The 19,524-nt window shown below is 72.2% G+C and carries 15 protein-coding genes and 1 riboswitch; of the genes, 9 read left to right on the forward strand and 6 right to left on the reverse strand.

Annotated elements, in window-relative coordinates; all coding sequences use genetic code 11:
• Positions 1-5 precede the first annotated feature (5 nt).
• Complete coding sequence (locus tag N4G66_RS07930) at positions 6-1,007, forward strand: hypothetical protein (RefSeq protein WP_261703265.1); 1,002 nt, start codon at positions 6-8, stop codon at positions 1,005-1,007.
• Positions 1,008-1,142: 135 nt separating this feature from the next.
• On the opposite strand, the gene N4G66_RS07935 is transcribed toward N4G66_RS07930, so the two are convergent.
• The 3 genes from N4G66_RS07935 to N4G66_RS07945 all read right to left on the reverse strand — a co-directional run bounded on the left by N4G66_RS07935 (position 1,143) and on the right by N4G66_RS07945 (position 4,286).
• Positions 1,143-1,946 (reverse strand): enoyl-CoA hydratase/isomerase family protein, encoded by an 804-nt coding sequence (locus N4G66_RS07935; RefSeq protein WP_261703266.1) that lies wholly within the window; start codon positions 1,944-1,946, stop codon positions 1,143-1,145.
• Positions 1,947-2,091: 145 nt separating this feature from the next.
• On the reverse strand, positions 2,092-2,313 hold the full coding sequence (locus tag N4G66_RS07940) for a helix-turn-helix domain-containing protein (protein ID WP_006123601.1): 222 nt from the start codon (positions 2,311-2,313) through the stop codon (positions 2,092-2,094).
• A 374-nt stretch (positions 2,314-2,687) separates the two neighbouring features.
• Positions 2,688-4,286, reverse strand: coding sequence for an ABC-F family ATP-binding cassette domain-containing protein (locus N4G66_RS07945; protein WP_261703267.1), 1,599 nt, complete (start codon positions 4,284-4,286; stop codon positions 2,688-2,690).
• 437 nt (positions 4,287-4,723) lie between these two features.
• Here N4G66_RS07945 and ypfJ point away from each other — a divergent pair, with 437 nt between their 5' ends.
• Positions 4,724-5,614, forward strand: a complete 891-nt coding sequence (gene ypfJ, locus N4G66_RS07950) for a KPN_02809 family neutral zinc metallopeptidase (protein WP_261703268.1) — start codon at positions 4,724-4,726, stop codon at positions 5,612-5,614.
• A gap of 194 nt (positions 5,615-5,808) precedes the next feature.
• The gene (locus N4G66_RS07955; RefSeq protein ID WP_261703269.1) at positions 5,809-6,222 is read left to right on the forward strand and encodes a VOC family protein; all 414 of its coding nucleotides are present in this window, start codon (positions 5,809-5,811) and stop codon (positions 6,220-6,222) included.
• A 60-nt stretch (positions 6,223-6,282) separates the two neighbouring features.
• Here the strand turns inward: N4G66_RS07955 and N4G66_RS07960 are convergent, their stop codons facing one another.
• The 3 genes from N4G66_RS07960 to N4G66_RS07970 form a co-directional block, all read right to left on the reverse strand.
• Positions 6,283-7,704 (reverse strand): hypothetical protein, encoded by a 1,422-nt coding sequence (locus N4G66_RS07960; protein WP_261703270.1) that lies wholly within the window; start codon positions 7,702-7,704, stop codon positions 6,283-6,285.
• A 426-nt stretch (positions 7,705-8,130) separates the two neighbouring features.
• A complete protein-coding gene (locus tag N4G66_RS07965) occupies positions 8,131-9,258 on the reverse strand; it encodes an alpha/beta hydrolase family protein (protein ID WP_261703271.1) in 1,128 nt (375 codons plus the stop codon).
• A 344-nt stretch (positions 9,259-9,602) separates the two neighbouring features.
• Entirely contained in the window at positions 9,603-10,286 is a 684-nt protein-coding gene (locus N4G66_RS07970) for a class II aldolase/adducin family protein (RefSeq protein WP_261703272.1), read from the reverse strand.
• Positions 10,287-10,596: 310 nt separating this feature from the next.
• On the opposite strand from N4G66_RS07970, the gene N4G66_RS07975 reads away from it, so the two are divergent.
• The 6 genes from N4G66_RS07975 to cobN all read left to right on the forward strand — a co-directional run bounded on the left by N4G66_RS07975 (position 10,597) and on the right by cobN (position 19,363).
• Positions 10,597-11,283, forward strand: coding sequence for a GH25 family lysozyme (locus N4G66_RS07975; protein ID WP_261703451.1), 687 nt, complete (start codon positions 10,597-10,599; stop codon positions 11,281-11,283).
• On the forward strand, positions 11,284-12,525 hold the full coding sequence (locus N4G66_RS07980) for an inorganic phosphate transporter (RefSeq protein ID WP_261703273.1): 1,242 nt from the start codon (positions 11,284-11,286) through the stop codon (positions 12,523-12,525).
• 20 nt (positions 12,526-12,545) lie between these two features.
• Entirely contained in the window at positions 12,546-12,764 is a 219-nt protein-coding gene (locus N4G66_RS07985; RefSeq protein ID WP_261703274.1) for a hypothetical protein, read from the forward strand.
• A gap of 137 nt (positions 12,765-12,901) precedes the next feature.
• Positions 12,902-13,042, forward strand: a riboswitch (cobalamin riboswitch).
• Positions 13,043-13,149: 107 nt separating this feature from the next.
• On the forward strand, positions 13,150-14,109 hold the full coding sequence (locus tag N4G66_RS07990) for a cobalamin biosynthesis protein (protein WP_261703275.1): 960 nt from the start codon (positions 13,150-13,152) through the stop codon (positions 14,107-14,109).
• Entirely contained in the window at positions 14,106-15,701 is a 1,596-nt protein-coding gene (locus N4G66_RS07995; RefSeq protein ID WP_261703276.1) for a cobyric acid synthase, read from the forward strand. Before N4G66_RS07990 ends, N4G66_RS07995 begins: the two co-directional genes overlap by 4 nt.
• Positions 15,698-19,363 carry a cobaltochelatase subunit CobN gene (cobN, locus tag N4G66_RS08000; protein WP_261703277.1) on the forward strand — a complete coding sequence of 1,222 codons (3,666 nt, stop codon included), beginning with the start codon at positions 15,698-15,700 and terminating at the stop codon, positions 19,361-19,363. Before N4G66_RS07995 ends, cobN begins: the two co-directional genes overlap by 4 nt.
• Positions 19,364-19,524: the final 161 nt, after the last annotated feature.

Genomic DNA, 19,524 nt, shown 5'->3' on the forward strand with positions numbered 1-19,524 from the left:
GAGCAATGACGGCGGACCGGTGGACGCAAGTGGTACGGCACCAGCTCGGGCTCGGCAGACTCCTGCCGCTGGGCCTTCCGCGCGACGGCGCGTGGATCACGGAGGAGGCCGCCGAGTCGGCACTGCGGCGCGCGGCGGACGCGGTGGACGGCGTGCGGCTCGGCGGCCTTCGGATCGCGCTCGCCGATCCGGACCGGACCGGCACTCCCGCGGTGCCGCCTCCGCCCAGCGCCCTGCCGCCCGGCCCGCTGCGTGTCACCGCGGAGTTCCTGGCCTCGGCGGATCCCACGGTCCCGGACGTCGAACCCCTCCCGGCCACCGCGGCCCGGCTGCGCCTGGCCCTGGCCACCGCTGCGACGCGAGGACTCGGTCTCGACGTCACCGAGGTGGACCTGCAGGTGACGGACCTGCTGGAGGAAGGCGAGACACCTGCCGCCTTCCCGACGGACGAGGAACGGCGGGTGCCCGCAGCCGTCCCGCCCGACGACGTACGGAGCACGCAGACCCCCGCGTCGGCCGCCGATGTACCGGTGACACAAACCGCCGTGCCGGCCGTCGGCGTACCGGTGGCACAGACCGCCGTACCTGCCGACGGCGTACCGGACACGCCCGCAGCCGTACCTGCCGACGGTGTACGGGAGACGCGGGCCTCCGCCGGGTCGGCCGACGACCCGCGGAAGGCGTCCATCGCCGCGCCGGCCGACGACGTGCGGAGGGCCCCGATGCCGAAGGACCCCGAGCAGGCGCGGATCGCGGCGGCCGTCCTGGCCGTCCCGGGCGTCACCCGTCTGACGGACGCGCTGGGCCGACCGGTCCACGTCGAGACCGCGCCCGCCACGGAACCGGCCCTGCCGCGCCGCCATATCCGTGTCGAGATCGCCGTCTCCCGGGAAGAGCGGGCGGTGGACGTGGCACGGGCGGTCAGGACAGCGATCGCGGAGGCCGTACGGGACACCCCGTCCGTGGCGGTGCTGGTGACCGCCGTGAGCCGGGAAGCCCGTCCATAGGGAACCAGGACATCCGTTCTCAGGGAGCCAGGACATCCGTCCTCAGGAAGCCAGAGCGTCCGTCCTCAGGAGACCAGGACGTCCGTCCTTGGAGGGTGTCCCGCCTCAGGGAGCTTCAGGGGTCGCAGGAGGTGTCTAGTCCCCCGCGCCCGCGAGGTCGCGGAGCCGACGCGCCTGGGAGGCTCGCTCGGCGGTGCGCTGCTCCTCGTACGACCGCTCCTGTGCCCCGCGCAGCAGGGCCTTCGTCTCGATCACGGCATCCCGCGGCGCGGCCAGCAGTGCCGCGGTCAGGTCGCGGACCGCGTCGTCGAGCTGCTCGCCGGGCACGGCGAGGTTGGCGAGCCCGGTGCGCTCGGCCTCCTCGGCCAGGACGAAGCGGCCCGTGGCGCAGATCTCGAGCGCACGGGCGTATCCCACGAGGCTGACCAGCGGGTGCGTCCCCGTGAGGTCGGGCACCAGACCGAGGCTGGTCTCGCGCATGGCGAACTGCACGTCGTCGGCGACGACGCGCAGGTCACAGGCGAGCGCGAGCTGGAACCCCGCACCGATGGCATGCCCCTGCACAGCGGCGACGGAGACGATGTCGCTGCGCCGCCACCAGGTGAACGCCTCCTGGTACTCGGCGATGGTCGCGTCGAGCTCGGCGTCGGAGCCGCGCGCGAGGTCGATGAACGACGGTTCCCCGTCGAAGCCCTCGGGCGTGAACGCCTGACGGTCGAGCCCCGCGGAGAAGGACTGGCCCTCGGCACGCAGGACGACCACCCGGACGGAGCCCGGCAGTGACCGGCCGGCCTGCGTCAAAGCCCGCCAGAGAGCAGGACTCTGGGCGTTGCGCTTGGCCGGATTGGTCAGCGTCACCGTGGCGATCGCGCCGTCGACGGTGAGCCGTACGCCGTCCTTGTCGAATACCGGGTCGAGATCCTTGTCGAGCGAAGCCATGGGGTGCCTCCGATGGGTGCGGTCGGATCGGCTGCGCACCCCGCGAAGACACGAGGAACGCACCTAAGTGACTGCACAGTAACCACCCGGTCGGTCACCCGACCGACCGGGTGGTCACCACCGAAGCCGATGGGGACGCCCGGCCTCAGGCCGAGGCGGCCTTCTTGCCCCGCGTCGCTCCGCCACGCCCTCGGAGCGTGACACCCGACTCACTGAGCATCCGGTGCACGAAGCCATACGAGCGGCCGGTCTCTTCGGCCAGCGCTCGGATGCTCGCACCGGAGTCGTACTTCTTCTTCAGGTCTGCCGCGAGCTTGTCGCGCGCGGCGCCGGTAACCCGGCTGCCCTTCTTCAGAGTCTCGGCCACCCGGTCCTCCTCATGGGAAGTGCGCTCTGGACTCTCATGATCACCCCTTCCGGGCGTCATGGCCACCCATTCGGCAAGGTCCGTAAGACAAGGTTTTGACGACAGGAGCCCGTCCCCACGAGTGGAATCTTTGATTCCGGCCGGTGTCGTCCGTACACCCGAACGGGTTCCTCCGCGAAGTGCCTGGTCAGCGACGCAGAACGGCCGAGTCCTTGGGAACAAAGGACTCGGCCGTGAAATCGATGTACGACACACCTCGGTACGAGGAGATCTCACACAGATGATGGATCACGGATCGGCCGAATGATCCATACGCAGTGGATCAGTCATTCGATCAAGCGGTGCGAACCCCCTCCCGGAGGCCGCGCACGGGATCAGGCGAGGGCCACCAGGTCGGCGTAGTCGGCGCCCCACAGGTCCTCGACGCCGTCCGGCAGCAGGATGATCCGCTCCGGCTGGAGCGCCTGGACGGCTCCCTCGTCGTGGGTGACGAGGACGACGGCGCCCTTGTAGGTGCGCAGCGCGCCGAGGATCTCCTCGCGGCTGGCCGGGTCGAGGTTGTTCGTCGGCTCGTCGAGCAGCAGGACGTTCGCGGACGAGACGACGAGGGTCGCGAGCGCGAGCCGGGTCTTCTCTCCGCCGGAGAGCACGCCGGCCGGCTTGTCGACGTCGTCGCCGGAGAACAGGAACGAGCCGAGCGTCTTGCGGACCTCGACCAGGTCCAGGTCGGGGGCGGCGGAGCGCATGTTCTCCAGGACCGTGCGCTCGGGGTCGAGGGTCTCGTGCTCCTGCGCGTAGTAGCCGAGCTTGAGGCCGTGGCCCTCGATGACCTCTCCGGTGTCGGGCTTCTCGGCGCCGCCGAGCAGGCGCAGGAGGGTCGTCTTGCCGGCGCCGTTCAGGCCGAGGATGACGACCCGGGAGCCCTTGTCGATGGCCAGGTCGACGTCGGTGAAGATCTCCAGGGAGCCGTACGACTTCGACAGGCCCTCGGCCATGAGCGGGGTCCTGCCGCAGGGCGCGGGCTCCGGGAAACGCAGCTTGGCGACCTTGTCGGAGACACGGACGGCGTCCAGGCCGGCGAGCAGCCGGTCGGCGCGCTTGGCCATGTTCTGGGCGGCGACCGTCTTGGTGGCTTTGGCGCGCATCTTGTCGGCCTGCGCGTTCAGTGCCGCGGCCTTCTTCTCGGCGTTCTGGCGCTCGCGCTTGCGGCGCTTCTCGTCGGCCTCGCGCTGCTGCTGGTAGAGCTTCCAGCCCATGTTGTAGACGTCGATCTGGGCGCGGTTGGCGTCCAGATAGAACACCTTGTTGACGACCGTCTCGACGAGGTCGACATCGTGGGAGATCACGATGAAGCCGCCGCGGTAGCTCTTCAGGTAGTCGCGCAGCCAGACGATGGAGTCGGCGTCGAGGTGGTTCGTCGGCTCGTCGAGCAGCAGGGTGTCGGCGTCCGAGAAGAGGATGCGGGCCAGCTCGATACGGCGGCGCTGACCGCCGGAGAGCGTGTGCAGGGGCTGGCCGAGCACCCGGTCGGGCAGGTTGAGCGCGGCGGCGATGGTGGCGGCCTCGGCCTCGGCGGAGTAACCGCCCTTGGTGAGGAACTCCGTCTCCTGGCGCTCGTACTGCCGCATGGCCTTCTCGCGGGTGGCGCCCGAGCCGTTGGCGATGCGCTGTTCGTTCTCGCGCATCTTGCGGATCAGGACGTCCAGGCCACGGGCCGACAGGACGCGGTCGCGGGCGAGCACGTCGAGGTCGCCGGTGCGCGGGTCCTGCGGCAGGTAGCCGACCTCGCCGGAGCGGGCGACGGCGCCCGCGGCGGGCTGGCCTTCGCCCGCGAGGACCTTGGTGAGGGTCGTCTTGCCCGCGCCGTTGCGGCCGACCAGGCCGATGCGGTCGCCCTTCGTGATGCGGAAGGTGGCGGACTCGATGAGGATGCGGGCGCCGGCGCGCAGCTCGATACCGGAGGCGGAAATCACGGACAGACTCCAGGGCAGGATTGTTGGCGGGGTGGGCGGCTGAGGACGTTCCCGCCGTCTAGTGCGCGAGGAGAATGGCCATGGGCCAAGTCTAACGGGGCGGTGCAAGCACTTTTCCGGTGTGCGGGCGTCGCGCACTGTGACACTCGCCCCGCCGCCCGGCACCGTCTCGGTACCTCTTCGGCGCCTGCTCGGCGGCTGCTCAGTGCCCGCCCGGTGTCTCTACGGTGCCCGAAGGGGGTTCGGCGCGGAGCTGTCCGGCGGTGGCCGTCACGGCGATGATCTCGCCGGTCCCGCTGTGATGCTTCTCGCCGGTCCGGTCTGCGGAGGCGGCCCGGTCCGGGCGTCGCCCGTTCGGACCTCGGGCCGGGGCCGGGGGTCCGGGAGCGTATGAGGATGGCGCCACCGAGTGACGTACGGCAGGAAGCGGTGTGCCCATGCAGTTCGACGACGACGCCGATCTGGACACCTCCGAGGTGCAGGATGTGCGCGGCAGTCGAATCCCCGGCGGCGGGGCCAGCATCGGCGGCGGACTCGCCGGCCTGATCGCCCTGGTCATCGGACTGCTCTTCGGAGTGGGTCCCGACCAGCTCGGGCTCTCCTCGGGCGGCGACCAGCCCGGAACGACCGCCTCCTCCCTCGCGCAGGTGCAGCAGACCTGCCGGACGGGCCGGGACGCGAACGCCCGGGAGGACTGCCGGATCGTGGCGGTGGTCAACAGCGTCCAGGCCTACTGGAACCGGGAGTTCGCGCGCAGGGGCGGCACCTACACCCGCGCCCCGACGGTGTTCTTCAACGGCCGGGTCAACACCGCGTGCGGCACCGCGACGTCGTCCGTCGGGCCCTTCTACTGTCCCCTCGACCGCAAGGTCTATCTGGACCTCGGCTTCTTCGACGATCTTCGTACGAAGTTCGGCTCCAGCGGCGGACCGTTCGCGCAGGCGTACGTGGTGGCGCACGAGTACGGGCATCACGTGCAGAACCTGATGGGCCCGCCGGCCCGGTCGCAGGACGGCGTGACCGGCGCGAACAGCAACTCGGTGAAGGTGGAGCTCCAGGCCGACTGCTACGCGGGGGTGTGGGCGCGGCACGCGACCACCACGCCCTCCTCGTCGACGGGCAAGCCGCTGCTGACCTCGCTGACGGACGCCGACATCCGCGACGGACTGGACGCGGCGGCGGCCGTCGGCGACGACCGGATCCAGTCGAGGTACCAGGGCCGGGTGACCCCGGAGACCTGGACGCACGGTTCCGCCCAGCAGCGGCAGCAGTGGTTCTACCAGGGCTTCACCAGCGGCGACATGGCGCCGTGCAACACGTTCCGGTGAGCGGGAGCCATGCCGGGTACCGGACCGGGTACCGCGGTGACGGCCCGGTCCCACGGCGGTGGCCCGGTCCTGCGGCATCGGCCTGGCTACGTGGCGGTGGCCTGGCTCCGGGCCGCGTGGCGTTGTCAGTGGCCGGTGCCAGACTGAGCGGCGGATCGGAATCCGGCAGTGTGTGACGAGACGGAGTGATCGGTATGGCTGGCATGAACGGCGGGCGCCCGAGCATCTACCCCTCGATGCTGTACGCCGACGCGAAGGCGGCGATCAGGCAGCTCACGGAGGCCTTCGGCTTCACCGAGCTGTCCGTCTACGAGGGTGAGGACGGCTTGGTGACGCACGCCGAGCTGGTGCAGGGCAACGGCGCGGTGATGCTCGGTTCCAAGGGCCGCGGCGGCCGCTTCGACGAGGCGATGAAGAACGCGGGCCCGTGCGGGGTGTACATCGTCGTGGACGACGTCGACGCACACCACCAGCGAGCCGTGGACCACGGCGCGGAGATCCTCATGGCCCCGACCGACCAGGACTACGGCTCGCGGGACTACATGGCCCGCGACATCGAGGGCAACATCTGGAGCTTCGGTACCTACGCCCCCGAGATAGGCGTGTAGAACCCCGCCGGGCGGCGGCCCGCGCCTGCTCCAGGCCGGCTCCCCTGTCAGCTCCTCCGGTCAGCTTCCCCCGGTGTGCACCTGGAAGGCGGCCCGGCGTACGGCCTTGGCGAGGGCCGGGTCCGGGTGCGCGGCGGCGAGCGCGACCAGCACCTGCACCGTGCGCGGATGCCCGACCGCGCGCACCTCGTCGAGCAGCGCGGGCACGGTGGGCTGCACCGCGGACTCCAGATGGCGGACGAGAAGCGGGGCCTCTCCGTGGTCCGCCACGGCGGCCGCGGTGTCGACCCACAGCCAGGTGGACTCGGCGCGGGTGAGGACCTCGTGGGCGTCCTCGGGGTCGTAGCCGTCGTGCTCGGCGAGCCACAGCAGGGCGTAGGGGCGCAGCGGGGTCTCCTCGACGACGGCGCGTACGTCGGGCTCGGCGGGAGCGCCGACCACGCGCAGTGCCTCGAAGGCGAGGCCGCGGCTGAGGGCGTCCTCGCCGCGCGCGGCGTCGATGAGTTCGGTGACGGCCCCGCCGACCGGGCGGGCGGCGAGCCAGGCGCGGTACTCGGCGCGGGCGGCGTTGGGGCGGAGCTGGGCGCAGCCACGGAGCATGTCCTCGGCGGACTGCTCGATGTTCCCGGCGGGGCTCTGCGCGGCGACGCAGATCTGCTCCAGCTTGACCCAGACCGCCCAGCTGCCGAGCGGGGTGAGTGTGGCCTGTCCTTCGCCGTAGGTCAGCGCGCCGACGGAGGCGAGGGCGTGCAGGGCCCACTCGAGGAGGGGGGCGAGGGGGGCGTCCAGGACCTCGGCGGGCTCCAGGACCTCGGCGGGCTCGGGGGCCGCCTCGGGCTCGGGGCCGTAGGGGATTTCGCAGCGCTCGGTGCGCAGTTCCGTGACGCGCTGCCCGAGGAGGTCGAGGAGTTGGTCCACGGGGACGGGCCCGGCCGAGAGCTGAAGGAAGGAGAGCACCTGGGGCATCGCGGAGACGACCTCGGCGACGGCCGCGGGCTCGCGGTCCGCCGGCTCGGGGTATGCGAGGGACCATGCGTCGAAGAGGGCGACCCAGCCGCGCAGGACGGCGCTGTCGTCGCGGCTCCAGGCGCGCAGCCGCCATCCCGGGCGGGCGGTGTCGCCGTGGACCTCGATGAGGCCGGACAGGCGGGCGGTGTCCCAGTCCGCGCGGACCTGAACCGGGGTCAGTCCGAGATCCGCGGCGGCCCGTTCGGCGGTGACGTCGGAGAGCGCGCCCTTGCCGCCGGGGTTCACGCCGTCGCGCCCCGGGCGCAGGGCGGCGTCGGCCCAGCGCGCCACGCGCGCCGCGTCGGACAGGCCGGTGCGCGCCATACGGGCGAGTTCCGCGGGCGGCGGTGTGCCTTCCGGCGGTCGCGGTGCGGGGCGGCGCGTGCGGCGCTGGGTCACCGCTCGGGGAGCGGCCGCGAGGGACCGCGGGCTGACGAGTCGGAGCCTGGAGTCGCGCGGGTTACGGGACGTCACGGGTGCAGTCTTGCGGTTGACGGTCCGAAAACCCAAACGGAATGCCCTCGCAGGCCACGGGGGCGGCGGGAGCGGGGCCTTCTCGGGGCGTCCGACACGCGGGAAAGAGTGCCGCGCCGAGTTGTTCGGGACCGAACCGGAAGTGCGCCTTCGCGTCGTCCGAGGCGCCTCGCGCGGAGCCTCGGCCCACCCTGCGGCCCACCCGCGCCAGGGGCGCGCGCGGGCTTCACTCCGGGGGCGTGTGCCGGCTTCGCTCCGGGCGCGTGGCGGCTTCGCTCGGGGCGCGTGGCGGCTTGGCTGCGGGCGCGCGCCGGGGACGGGCGCTGTTTGAGGCGGGGCTTCGTACCGATCCGGATCGGCGCGGTGCCGTGGCGGATCGGCGCGGTGCCGTGGCTTGCGTCAGGGATGGCTCGGATCGGGGATGGCTTACATCAGGGGGGTGAGGAAGCGGCGCAGGGCTTCTTCGTAGGTTGCCGGGTCGGCGTTCCACATGGCGCCGTGCGGGGCGTTCGGGACGGTGTACAGGGTGACCAGGTCGGGGCGGCTCGCGGCGAGGCGGCGGGAGGGGCCCCAGGGGGCGATGGTGTCGTCCGGACCGTGCACCAGCAGGGTCGGCACCTTGAGCTGGCCGGGATGCGCGGCGTGCGCGATGCGGTCTCCGCGTACGCCGGTGCGGCCCTGGGCGGCGCGCACCGCGAGCGGCAGCAGGAAGCTCGGGGTGTGGCGGGCGCCGGCGAGGGCGCGCAGCGTGGTCTCCCAGTCGAGGACCGGCGAGTCCAGGACGAGCCCGGAGATCCGCTCGCGCAGCGCGGAGTGGGCGGCGGCGCGCAGCGCCATGGTGGCGCCGGTGGACCAGCCGTAGAGGACGACCCGCTCGGCGCCGTACCGCACGGCGTAGCGGATGGCCGCGTCGAGGTCGCGCCACTCCGTCTCGCCGAGGTGGTTCAGGCCGTCCGGGGGGCGTGGTGCCCCGAGGTCGCCCCGGTAGGCGAGGTCGAGCACGGGGAAGTGCCGGCCGTTCAGGAACCCCATCAGGTTCATGGGGTGTTCCCGGGTGGCGCCCAGGCCGTGCACGGTGATGATCCAGGTGTCGCGGACGGCGGGCACGAACCAGGCGGGCAGGGCACCGAGTTCGCCGGGCACGTCGATGTCGGCGTGTTCGAGTCCGAGGGCGGACCCGGGGTCCCCGACGTACAGGTTCGGGGTGAGCCACACCTTGTCGCCGGGTTCCAGGGAGCCGTGCGTGACGCGTTCGAGTCGGCGTACGACGGTGTCTGCGGTGTGGGGGACGGAGTTCTGGAGCGGGCCGACGACCGCATGGGAGCCGTCGCCCGCGAGGCCGTAGGTTCCCGGGCGCCGGGAGGCGAGGGCACGGGTGAGGGTGATTCCGCCCGCCGTCGTGGCGTGCACGGTGAGCCGGGGCTCGGTGGGCAGGGGCTTGCCGGGCCTCGCCTTCAGCGCGGCGTCGCTGGCGAACCGGCCTGCCGCCACGGAGGCCACGCCCGCGGCAATGGCTACGGAAACGGCCGCTGCCGTGGCTCTTAGGATGCGCACTCGACCAGTTTCCCGGGGGATCCCGGCATCGGCCAGCGGGAGGGCCTCCAGGGGTGACGGCCGGCGCTCACCGGCCCCCGCCCACCGGGCCGGTCCGGCGACCGGGGCACGACGGACCTCGGTCGGCGGACTCGGGCTCCGGGCTCCGGGCTCCGGGCTCCGGGCTCCGGGCTCCGGGCTCCGGGCTCCGGGCTCCGGGCTCCGGGCAAGCCTTACGCCCACCTCCTCGGCCCTGCCCCTCCACCTAGCCCCTTCCGCCCTACCTCCTCCGCCCAGCCCCTTCCGCCCTACCTCCTCCGACCAGCCTCTCCGCCCAGCCCCTTCCGCCCAGCCTCTTTCCGGCCCTACCGCTTCTGGCCGTATCCCCGCAGCCGCTCCCCCGCCTCCTCGAGCTGGTCAGGCGAGAGCAGGGCGGGCGCGAGGCCCGGGACGGAGGAGGACAGGAGCCAGACGCGGCACATCCATTCCAGCTGGGCCGTGCGGTCGTACGCCTGGGCCGGCGAGGCTCCGTAGGCGATGGTGCCGTGGTTCTGGAGGAGGCAGGCGGCGCGGCCGGCCAGGGCCCGGAGCATGTTCTCGGCCAACTCCGGCGTGCCATAGGTCGCGTAGGGGGCGACGCGCACCGGGCCGCCGAGGTCCGCGGCCATGTAGTGGATGAGCGGGAGCTCGGGGACGAGGACCGAGACGGCCGTCGCGTGCGGGGCGTGGGTGTGGACGACGGCCCGCGCCCCGGTCTCGCGGTACACCGCGAGGTGCATCGGCAGTTCGCTGGTGGGCCGCAGCGAACCGATCACCTGACGGCCGTCGGGGCCGACGCCGACGATGTCGTCGTGCGTCAGCCGGTCGTAGGGCACGCCCGTGGGCGTGACCAGGACCGTGTCGCCGACGCGGACCGAGACGTTGCCCGACGTACCGACGACCAGCCCGTCGGCGACCGTCCGGCGGGCCGTCGCGACGAGCTCGTCCCAGGCCCCCCGAAGGGCGTCCCGCGCGGCCGACTCGTCCCCCTCGTCGCGCTCTTCCGCCATTTGTGGGTCCTCCCGCCCGTCCCGTGCGTCCCGGTGTCGCTCAGTCATGACGCGATCCTGCCAGGCCCGGCCGCCGACGCACCTTGGGCGGGCGCGCCTCAGGGCGGAAGTCACACCTCAGTAAGGGTGCGTACGGGCTGACCGTGGGGGCGCCTCCCTCTCCGCGCTCCCGGCCTGGGCCGCGGGCAACACCAAAGGGCACGACGTCTCCTTCTCACCAGAGGAACGCGGACCGGCGGAGCGCGGAAGCGAAGGGCGCGCGGTTCGTCCACCACGTGAAGGCAACCGAGTCCACCACCCACCGCAAGCCCTGCCCCGCCCGGCAGTACGACGGCGCACGCGACGCGGCGTCCTCCACGACGCCCGCCACTTCGCGGCGCCGGACCGCTCGTCCCGGCACCGCGCAGGCCGCGCATCTCGTACACAACGGCGGGCACGGCGCGCGGACGGCTGGACACTGCCGCCCGCGCCGGACGTCGAGTACGACCCGTACGGCAAGCACCAGCGCCACGGCCTCGGCAAGGCCGGAATGGCGAACCGGATCGCGGCCTTCAGCGACGGGATCCGCCGGAAGACCGGCTGTCGATCCGTGATCTGCGTCACAATTCACCGATGGAACACCGGCACCGACTCCAGCCGGACATTTGCCGCGGATCACACGCCGTGGCTGGCCCGCTACGGTCCGGCGGGCACCGGAGCGCTGCCCGCCGGACGGTCGCGCGGACCTTCCGGCAGCACGACAACAGCGGCAGCCTGCCGGGTGACCAGAATCTCTTCGACTGATCCCCGGCTCGGCCCAAGCGGCCCACCCCGGGACGGCGACCCAAGCGGAGCACGGAATTCCACATCCGTTCGAACCCGCAGCCTCGCCCCTCCGACACAAGCGGAGGGGGGATTCGCCATTCGGGACACCATGACGCCCGCCCCAGTTCACCTTCCGTTCATCCAGGTTGCCTACGGTCCACCTGCCACTGACGTCCAACAGAAGCCTGGGTAAATGGAACACATCACGCTCCTCCTCGGAATCGTGATCGTCACCGCTCTCGTGTTCGATTTCACGAACGGTTTCCACGACACCGCCAACGCGATGGCCACCACCATCTCGACCGGCGCACTCAAGCCCAAGGTCGCGGTGGCCATGTCCGCCGCGCTCAACCTTGTCGGCGCCTTTCTCTCTGTGGAGGTCGCCAACACGATCTCCAAAGGCCTCGTCGATGAATCCGGCATCAAGCCGGAGGTGATCTTCGCCGCGCTCGTCGGCGCGATCCTCTGGAACCTCGTGACGTGGCTCGTCGGACTCCCGTCCAGTTCCTCGCACGCCCTCATGGGCGGCCTGGTCGGCGCCACCATCGCCTCCGCCGGTACCGGCGCTGTGCACGGGGACGTCCTGGTCGGCAAGGTGCTCCTGCCCGCCGTCGCGGCTCCGATCGTCGCCGGCCTCGCCGCGATGTTCGCGACCCGGCTGTCGTACAAGCTCAGTGGTAACGCCGACACCAAGGCCACCAAGAAGGGTTACCGCGCCGGCCAGATAGCCTCCGCGGGCCTTGTCTCGCTGGCCCACGGCACCAACGACGCGCAGAAGACGATGGGCATCATCACCCTGGCCCTGGTCGCCGGTGGCGCCGTCGCTCCCGACTCCGACCCGCCGGTCTGGGTCATCCTCTCCGCCGGTCTCGCCATCGCGCTCGGCACCTACCTGGGCGGCTGGCGCATCATCCGCACGATGGGCAAGGGCCTGACCGACCTCCAGCCGCAGCAGGGCTTCGCCGCCCAGACCAGCGCGGCCACGGTCATCCTGGCCTCCTCGCACATCGGCTTCTCCCTCTCCACCACGCACTCGGTCTCCGGCTCCGTGATGGGCGCGGGCCTCGGCCGCAAGGGCGGTGTGGTCCGCTGGTCCACCGCCAAGCGGATGGTCGTCGCCTGGGTCCTCACGCTGCCCGCCGCCGCCCTGGTCGGCGCGCTCGCCGAGTGGGTGACCGGTTTCGGTGCCTGGGGCACCGCCCTCGTCGCCGTCTTCCTGGTCGGTTCCAGCTTCGCGATCTGGCGCCGCTCGCGCCGCGAGGTCATCGACCACACCAACGTGAACGACGCCGAAGAGCCCGCCGGAGTGGTGACCACGGCCATCGCCGCCGTCACGCCGCCCCCGGCCGGCACCGTGGCCGAGGACCTCAAGGCCACCATCCCGGCTCCCGCCGAGCCCACGGCGAGCCCGTCGGCGCCGTCCCCCGTGGCCTGAGAACCGAAGGAAGAAACAGCATGAACATCGACTGGTCAGCCCTCGGGTCCGTCTTCGGGGTCAGCCTCGGAGTGACCGTGGCTCTCGTCGCCCTCTTCACCCTCGGCGTCGCCGGCCTCTCCAAGAAGGAGACGGCCCAGGGCGGTTCCGCGGTCGCGGCGGCCACCGGCGCGTATGTCTGCTTCGCGGCCTGCACCGTGGCGGTGGCGTACGGCATCTCCCTGATCATCACCAAGTAGCCCGGCACAAGCGGCCCGAAAGAGGGTTGCGCCGAGCAGAACCGCGCGTGGGGTGCGGGACGGATCACCGTCCCGCACCCCACGCGTATGTGGGCCTGCGCACACTGCCCCTCCGCAGGTCAACAGCCAGTTGACGGCCGTTCTCACCCCGTGGTGGACTGCCGGAGCCAAGTACGGCGGCATGAGAGGAAGCCGGTGCGAATCCGGCGCGGTCCCGCCACTGTCATCGGGGAAGAAACTCCCCGGGAGCCAGGAACTCTCACCGCCGGTCTCGTCGAACCAGGGCGTGGACACCCTGAGTGAGGACATATCGCCATGCGCGGCTGCCCGTTTCCCGTTCCGCTGAGTACAAGGGTTCCACTCCACCCGACCGCGGGCTGACCCCGTGCGTGCCGATCGCGTCTTCGCGTACGGCGCCGCCGCCGGCCTCCTCGGCGACCTGCTGCTCGGCGATCCCCGCCGGGGGCATCCGGTCGCCGCGTTCGGGCGGGCCGCCGCGACCGTGGAGCGGACACTGTGGCGGGACCACCGCGGGTGGGGTGCCCTGCACACGGCTCTCTGCGTGGGCGGCGCCACCGGACTCGCCGCGCTCGCGAGCCGTACCGTACGCACCTCGCCTGCCGCCTCCGTCGCCCTGACCGCCGCCGCCACCTGGGCCGTCGTCGGAGGCACCTCCCTCGGCCGTGAGGCGCGGGCGATCGGCGGCGCACTCGCGGCCGGTGACATCGACACGGCCCGGGAGCGGCTGCCGCACCTGTGCGGCCGCGATCCGCAGGCGCTGGACGCCGACGGGATCGCGCGGGCCGTCGTCGAGTCCGTCGCCGAGAACACCTCCGACGCCGTCGTCGGCGCTCTGGTCTGGGGCGCCGTCGCCGGTGTGCCCGGACTCGTCGCCTTCCGCGCCGTGAACACGCTCGACGCCATGGTCGGGCACAGGTCCCGCCGGTACCGGCGCTACGGCTGGGCCTCCGCCCGGCTCGACGACGTCGCCGGCTGGCCCGGAGCCCGGCTGACCGCCGTCCTCGCGGCCGCGGCCGGATCCGACCCGCGGGGCGCCGTGCGCGCCTGGCGCGCGGACGCCCGCAAGCATCCGAGCCCCAACGCCGGGCCCGTGGAAGCCTCGTTCGCGGGCGCGCTCGGCGTGCGGCTCGGCGGCACCCTCTCGTACGGGGGACGGGTCGAGCACCGGCCCGTGCTCAACGACGCGGGGCGCGCCGTCCACATCCACGACATCGAGCGGGCCGTACGGCTCTCCCGGCGCGTCGGCCGGCTCGCGCTCGGCGTGAGCGCCGCCGGACGGGTGCTGCTCACGGTTCTGCTGACCAGGAAGGGGCGCACCGCATGAGCGGCGGGCTGCTGATCGCCGGAACCACCTCCGACGCGGGCAAGAGCGTCGTGACCGCCGGGATCTGCCGGTGGCTGGTGCGCCGGGGCGTCAAGGTCGCGCCCTTCAAGGCGCAGAACATGTCCCTGAACTCGTTCGTGACGCGCGAGGGCGCCGAGATCGGGCGGGCGCAGGCCATGCAGGCGCAGGCCGCCCGCGTGGAGCCGACCGCGCTGATGAATCCCGTGCTGCTCAAGCCGGGCAGCGACCGCAGCAGTCAGGTCGTCCTGATGGGCAGGCCGGTGGGCGAGATGAGCGCGCGCGGGTTCTTCGGGACGTCCGGGCCCGCGGCAGAGCCGCTTCCGGGCGCCGGGGCGCCCGGGGAACGGCTGCACGGGGGGCGTCAGGAAGCACTCCTCGGGACCGTTCTCGACTGTCTCGCCCAGTTGCGGGGCACGTATGACGCGGTGATCTGTGAGGGGGCCGGCAGTCCGGCCGAGATCAATCTGCGGCGCACCGACATCGTGAACATGGGGGTGGCTCGCAACGCCGGGCTTCCCGTACTCATCGTGGGTGACATCGACCGCGGCGGTGTCTTCGCCTCGTTCTTCGGGACGGTCGCCCTGCTGTCGCCCGAGGACCAGGCGCTCGTCGCCGGGTTCCTCGTCAACAAGTTCCGCGGTGACGTCACCCTGCTGGAGCCCGGCCTCGACATGCTGCACGGCCTCACCGGGCGGCGCTCCTACGGCGTCCTGCCCTTCCAGCACGGTCTGGGCATCGACGAGGAGGACGGACTGCGTGTCTCGCTGCGCGGGGCCGTCCGCGAGTCGGCCGTCTCCTCGCCCGTCGGCGAGGACGTCCTGCGGGTCGCCGTCTGCGCGATCCCGCTGATGTCCAACTTCACCGACGTGGACGCGCTGGCCGCCGAACCGGGCGTCGTCGTGCGGTTCGTGGACCGGGCCGAGGAACTGGCCGACGCGGATCTCGTCATCGTGCCCGGGACCCGGGGCACGGTGAAGGCGCTCCAGTGGCTGCGCGAGCGCGGACTCGCGGACGCGATCGCCCGCCGGGCGGCCGAGGGGCGGCCCGTCCTCGGCATCTGCGGCGGCTACCAGCTCCTCGGGGAGCACATCGAGGACGAGGTCGAGTCGCGCGCCGGTCATGTCGACGGGCTCGGACTCCTGCCCGTACGTGTGCGGTTCGCGCGGGAGAAGACGCTGACGCGGCCGGTCGGCGAGGCGCTCGGCGAACACGTCGAGGGTTACGAGATCCACCACGGCGTCGCCGAAGTCGCCGGTGGCGAGGCGTTCATGTCCGACAACCACGGACAGGACCTGGACGGGTGCCGCGTCGGCTCCGTCTGGGGCACGCACTGGCACGGCTCGCTCGAGTCGGACGGTTTCCGGCGGGCCTTCCTGCGCGAGGTGGCCGCCGCCGCGGGCCGCCGCTTCGTGCCGGCGGCCGACACGTCGTTCGCGGCGCTGCGCGAGGAGCAGCTGGACCGGCTCGGCGACCTGATCGAGGAACACGCGGACACGGACGCGCTGTGGCGACTCATCGAGTCCGGCGCGCCGCAAGGACTGCCCTTCATTCCACCGGGAGCACCCGCATGAGCACAGTGTTGTTGTTGTCGACCGCCGACACGGATCTGCTGGCCGCCCGCGCCAGTGGCGCCGGCTACCGGATCGGCAATCCGACCCGGGTGGACGTCGCGGGCGAACTCGCCACGCTCCTCGAGGGCGCGGACGTGGCCGTCGTACGGCTGCTGGGCGGCAAGCGGGCCTGGGAGGACGGGCTGGCCTTTCTGAAGGCGTCCGGTGTCCCGACCGTGCTGCTCGGCGGCGAGTCCGTCCCCGACGCCGAGCTGATGGCCGAGTCGTCGGTGCCCGCGGGGGTGGTGGCGGAGGCGCTGCGCTATCTCGTCGAGGGCGGCCCCGCCAACCTGGCCGAGCTGGCCCGGTTCCTCTCGGACACCGTGCTGCTCACGGGCGAGGGCTTCGAGGAGCCGCACAGGACGGCGGAGTTCGGCGTCCACGGCGAGCGTGCCTTCGTCGAGGGCCGCCCGACCGTCGGTGTGCTGTTCTACCGGGCCCACGAACTGTCCGGGAACACCGCGTTCGTGGACACGCTGTGCGACGCGATCGAGGCACGCGGCGCCAACGCCCTTGCCGTGTACTGCGGTTCGCTGCGCGGAGCCGACCCGGGCCTGTACGAGATCCTCGGCCGGGCCGACACCCTCGTCGCCACCGTCCTCGCGGCGGGCGGCACCCACGCCTCCGAGGCGTCCGCGGGCGGCGACGAGGAGGCCTGGGACATCGGGGCGCTCGCCGACCTCGACATCCCGGTGCTCCAGGGGCTCTGCCTGACCTCGTCGAAGAGCGCCTGGGACGCGTCGGACGCGGCCCTGTCGCCCATGGACGCGGCGATGCAGGTCGCGATCCCGGAGTTCGACGGCCGTCTCATCACCGTGCCGTTCTCCTTCAAGGAACAGGGTCCCGACGACGTCCCGGTGTACGTCGCCGACCCCGAGCGGGCCGCGCGGGTCGCCGGAATCGCCCTGCGGCACGCCCTGTTGAAGCACAAGCCGAACGCGGAGAAAAAGCTCGGGATCGTCTTCACCGCCTACCCGACCAAGCATTCGCGGGTCGGCAACGCGGTCGGTCTCGACACCCCCGCCTCCGCGGTACGGGTACTCGACGCGCTCCGGGACGCGGGCTACGCCCTCGCCGAATACCCCGACAACGGCGACGAGTTGATCCACCGGCTCATCGCCGCCGGGGGTCACGACGTCGAGTGGCTGACCGAGGACCAGCTCGCCGCCGCTCCGGCGCGTGTGCCGCTCGCGGACTACCGGGCCTGGTTCGAGACGCTCGACCCCACGCTGCGCGAAGGCATGCTGGAGGCCTGGGGCGAGCCGCCGGGCTCCCTCTACGTGGACGGCGACGACATCGTGCTGGCGTGCCTGGAGTTCGGGAACGTCGTGGTGATGATCCAGCCGCCGCGCGGGTTCGGCGAGAACCCGATCGCCATCTACCACGATCCGGACATGCCGCCGTCGCACCACTACATGGCCGCCTACCGCTGGCTGGAGGCAGAGCCTTCTCAAGGCGGCTTCGGCGCCGACGCGGTCGTGCACATGGGCAAGCACGGCACGATGGAGTGGCTGCCGGGCAAGGGCCTCGGGCTCAGCGGCGGCTGCGCGCCCGACGCCGTCCTCGGCGAACTCCCCCTGGTCTACCCGTTCATCGTCAACGACCCCGGCGAGGGCACGCAGGCCAAGCGCCGCGGGCACGCCACCGTCGTCGACCACCTCGTGCCGCCGATGGCGCGCGCCGACACCTACGGCGACCTCGCGAAACTGGAACAGCTCCTCGACGAGTACGCCCTGGTCTCCGACCTGGACCCGACGAAGGCCCCGGCGGTCCGCGCGCAGATCTGGACACTGGTGAAGGCGGCCGAGCTCCACCACGACCTGCACATCGACGAGCAGCCGGACGACGGCGACTTCGACGAGTTCGTGATGCACATCGACGGCTATCTGTGCGAGATCAAGGACGTGCAGATCCGCGACGGACTGCACATCCTGGGCGGCGGTCCGGAGGCCGAGCCGCGGGTGAACCTCGTGCTCGCCGTGCTGCGCGCCTCGCAGGTGTGGGGCGGCGCGGCGAACGCGCTGCCCGGTCTGCGCGCCTGCCTCGCCGAGTACTTCGGCCTGGTGGAGAAGGAGTTGCTGGCCGAGCCGGGCGCTCCGGTGAAGGTGCCCGTCGAGCTGACGGACCTGGTCGAGGGCCCGGCCCGTACGGCGGCCGACGCGATCGACCTGCTGGAGCAGCTGTGCCGTCGGTCGGCGCTGGGCATGGAGGAGCGCGGCTGGGACGCGGTCGCCGTCCCAGCACTCGTGCGCGAGGTCCTCGGCGTCGAACTCCCCGACGCCGTCGCGGTGCTGGAGTTCGCCTGCCGCGAGGTCGTGCCGCGGCTCGCCCGGACGACGGACGAGATCGGGCACATCCTCAAGGCGCTGAACGGCGGTTACGTCCCGGCGGGCCCGTCGGGTTCGCCGACGCGCGGGCTCGTCAACGTCCTGCCGACCGGCCGCAACTTCTACTCGGTCGACCCCAAGGCCATTCCGTCCAGGCTCAGTTGGGAGGTCGGCCAGTCCCTCGCGGACTCCCTCGTCCAGCGGTATCTGCAGGACACGGGCGCGTACCCGACGTCCGTCGGTCTGACGGTCTGGGGCACGTCCGCGATGCGCACCCAGGGCGACGACATCGCGGAGATCCTCGCGCTGCTCGGCTGCCGCCCGGTGTGGGACGACGCGTCGCGACGCGTCACCGGCTTCGAGATCGTCCCGCTCGACGAGCTCGGCCGCCCGCGCATCGACGTCACGGTCCGTATCTCGGGCTTCTTCCGGGACGCGTTCCCGCACGTCGTGGGTCTGCTCGACGACGCGGTGCGCGCGGTCGCCGAGCTGGACGAGCCCGCCGACCGGAACTACGTGCGCAAGCACGCCGACGAGGACACCGCGCAGCACGGCGACCGGCGGCGCGCGACGGCCCGTATCTTCGGCTCCAAGCCGGGCGCGTACGGCGCCGGTCTGCTGCCCCTGATCGACGCCCGCAACTGGCGCTCGGACGCCGACCTCGCCGAGGTGTACGCGGTGTGGGGCGGCTATGCCTACGGGCGCGGGCTCGACGGCCGGGCAGCGCGCGGCGACATGGAGACGGCGTTCAAGCGCATCGCGATCGCGGCGAAGAACGTCGACACCCGCGAGCACGACCTCGTCGACGCCGACGACTACTTCCAGTACCACGGCGGCATGGTCGCCATGGTGCGGCATCTGACGGGGGCGAATCCCGAGGCGTACGTGGGGGATTCGGCCGTTCCCGACCAGGTGAAGACGCGCACGCTGGGCGAGGAGACGCACCGGGTCTTCCGCGCCCGGGTGGTCAACCCGCGCTGGATGGCCGCGATGCGCCGGCACGGTTACAAGGGCGCCTTCGAGATGGCGGCGACCGTCGACTACCTCTTCGGGTACGACGCCACGGCCGGGGTCGTGGACGACTGGATGTACGAGAAGTTGGCCTCCGAGTACGTGTTCTCGCCGGAGAACCAGGAGTTCATGCGCAAGTCCAACCCCTGGGCCCTGCGCGGCATCACGGAACGGCTGCTGGAGGCGGCGGACCGCGGGCTGTGGGCGGAGCCGGACCAGGAGACCCTGGACCGGCTCCGGGCGACCTACCTCGAACTCGAGGGAGATCTGGAGGGCGACGAATGAGTGCCCTTGGAACCCCCGCAGTGGCGGGGAGCAGTCGACCAGCTCGTGTTCTCGTGTGTCGACGTTCGGACCACCCCCGCATCGGCGGGGACCGGACTTCCACCATGACGGCTGGACGGCTGTGGCGGCCGGAACTGTGACACGAAGCACCCGAAGGAGTG

The sequence above is a fragment of the Streptomyces rhizosphaerihabitans genome (assembly GCF_025399795.1).
Lineage (GTDB): Bacteria > Actinomycetota > Actinomycetes > Streptomycetales > Streptomycetaceae > Streptomyces > Streptomyces rhizosphaerihabitans.

What these genes read in the sequence shown, in the direction of transcription:
- N4G66_RS07995 (WP_261703276.1), top strand. Translation starts at nt 14,106, where the DNA reads ATGAGCGGCGGGCTGCTGATCGCCGGAACCACCTCCGACGCGGGCAAG.
- N4G66_RS07930 (WP_261703265.1), top strand. Translation starts at nt 6, where the DNA reads ATGACGGCGGACCGGTGGACGCAAGTGGTACGGCACCAGCTCGGGCTC.
- N4G66_RS07955 (WP_261703269.1), top strand. Translation starts at nt 5,809, where the DNA reads ATGGCTGGCATGAACGGCGGGCGCCCGAGCATCTACCCCTCGATGCTG.
- N4G66_RS07985 (WP_261703274.1), top strand. Translation starts at nt 12,546, where the DNA reads ATGAACATCGACTGGTCAGCCCTCGGGTCCGTCTTCGGGGTCAGCCTC.
- cobN (WP_261703277.1), top strand. Translation starts at nt 15,698, where the DNA reads ATGAGCACAGTGTTGTTGTTGTCGACCGCCGACACGGATCTGCTGGCC.
- ypfJ (WP_261703268.1), top strand. Translation starts at nt 4,724, where the DNA reads ATGCAGTTCGACGACGACGCCGATCTGGACACCTCCGAGGTGCAGGAT.
- N4G66_RS07980 (WP_261703273.1), top strand. Translation starts at nt 11,284, where the DNA reads ATGGAACACATCACGCTCCTCCTCGGAATCGTGATCGTCACCGCTCTC.
- N4G66_RS07970 (WP_261703272.1), bottom strand. Translation starts at nt 10,286, where the DNA reads ATGGCGGAAGAGCGCGACGAGGGGGACGAGTCGGCCGCGCGGGACGCC.
- N4G66_RS07935 (WP_261703266.1), bottom strand. Translation starts at nt 1,946, where the DNA reads ATGGCTTCGCTCGACAAGGATCTCGACCCGGTATTCGACAAGGACGGC.